The sequence below is a fragment of the Massilia sp. CT11-108 genome (genome assembly GCF_047302915.1).
GTDB classification, from domain to species: Bacteria; Pseudomonadota; Gammaproteobacteria; order Burkholderiales; family Burkholderiaceae_D; genus Telluria; species Telluria orientalis.
The window spans coordinates 1-672 of sequence record NZ_JBKYMO010001125.1 but is presented as its reverse complement, the minus strand read 5'-3'; the positions used below and the strand labels follow the sequence as shown (position 1 = coordinate 672).

Sequence of the window (672 nt, the reverse complement as noted above, 5' to 3'; positions counted from 1 at the left end):
GCGGCGGCGATGATCACGACGGCCGCGACGCTGATCGTGAACCAGCGGTTCTTCGTCGAAAACAGGGGCTCGTTCATGGCGTACCTCCGATCGGGACGGCGGGCACGGACGTCTGCTTCAGCGCGATCAGCTGCGCGATCGGGTAGCCGTAGTTGACGAGCGACAGGCCGATCATCAGCGCGAGCCACAGCGCGTAGCTGTTCAGGGCGACCGGCACGCGCGCGACGGCGTGCACCGGCTGGCTGAAGCGGAACTCGGGCAGCTCGACGAGGCTGCCGCGATGGCCGCGCAGCAGGACGAGCAAAAACAGCACGCCCGAGATCACGAGCAGCAAACCGCCGATGGCGCTGAGGATCACGGTGATTGCCTGCGGCGCGATCTCCGGGTTGGTGTAGTCGAAATAGGCCATGCGGCGCGGCATGCCCATCACGCCGACGACGTGCCACGGGAACGTCAGGATGATCATGCCGACGAACCACAGCCACAGCTGCGCCTTCATCATGCCGCCCTGGACGAGTGTGCGGCCCGTCAGGTGCGGCCACAGGTCGTACGCGACGGCGAAGTACATGATGACGATGGCGCCCGCGAAGATCAGGTGGAAGTGGCCGGTGATCCACTGCGTGTTGTGGATGGCGAAGTCGAGCTGGTAGCTCATGTTGATGAGGCCACCCG

At 65.3% G+C, this 672-nt stretch carries 1 protein-coding gene; it reads right to left on the bottom strand.

All coding sequences use genetic code 11. The features are described from left to right. Positions 1-73: 73 nt before the first annotated feature. Positions 74-672, bottom strand: a 599-nt coding sequence (locus ACEN88_RS33545; RefSeq protein ID WP_413346661.1) for a cbb3-type cytochrome c oxidase subunit I, incomplete at its 5' end; no start/stop codon positions are given.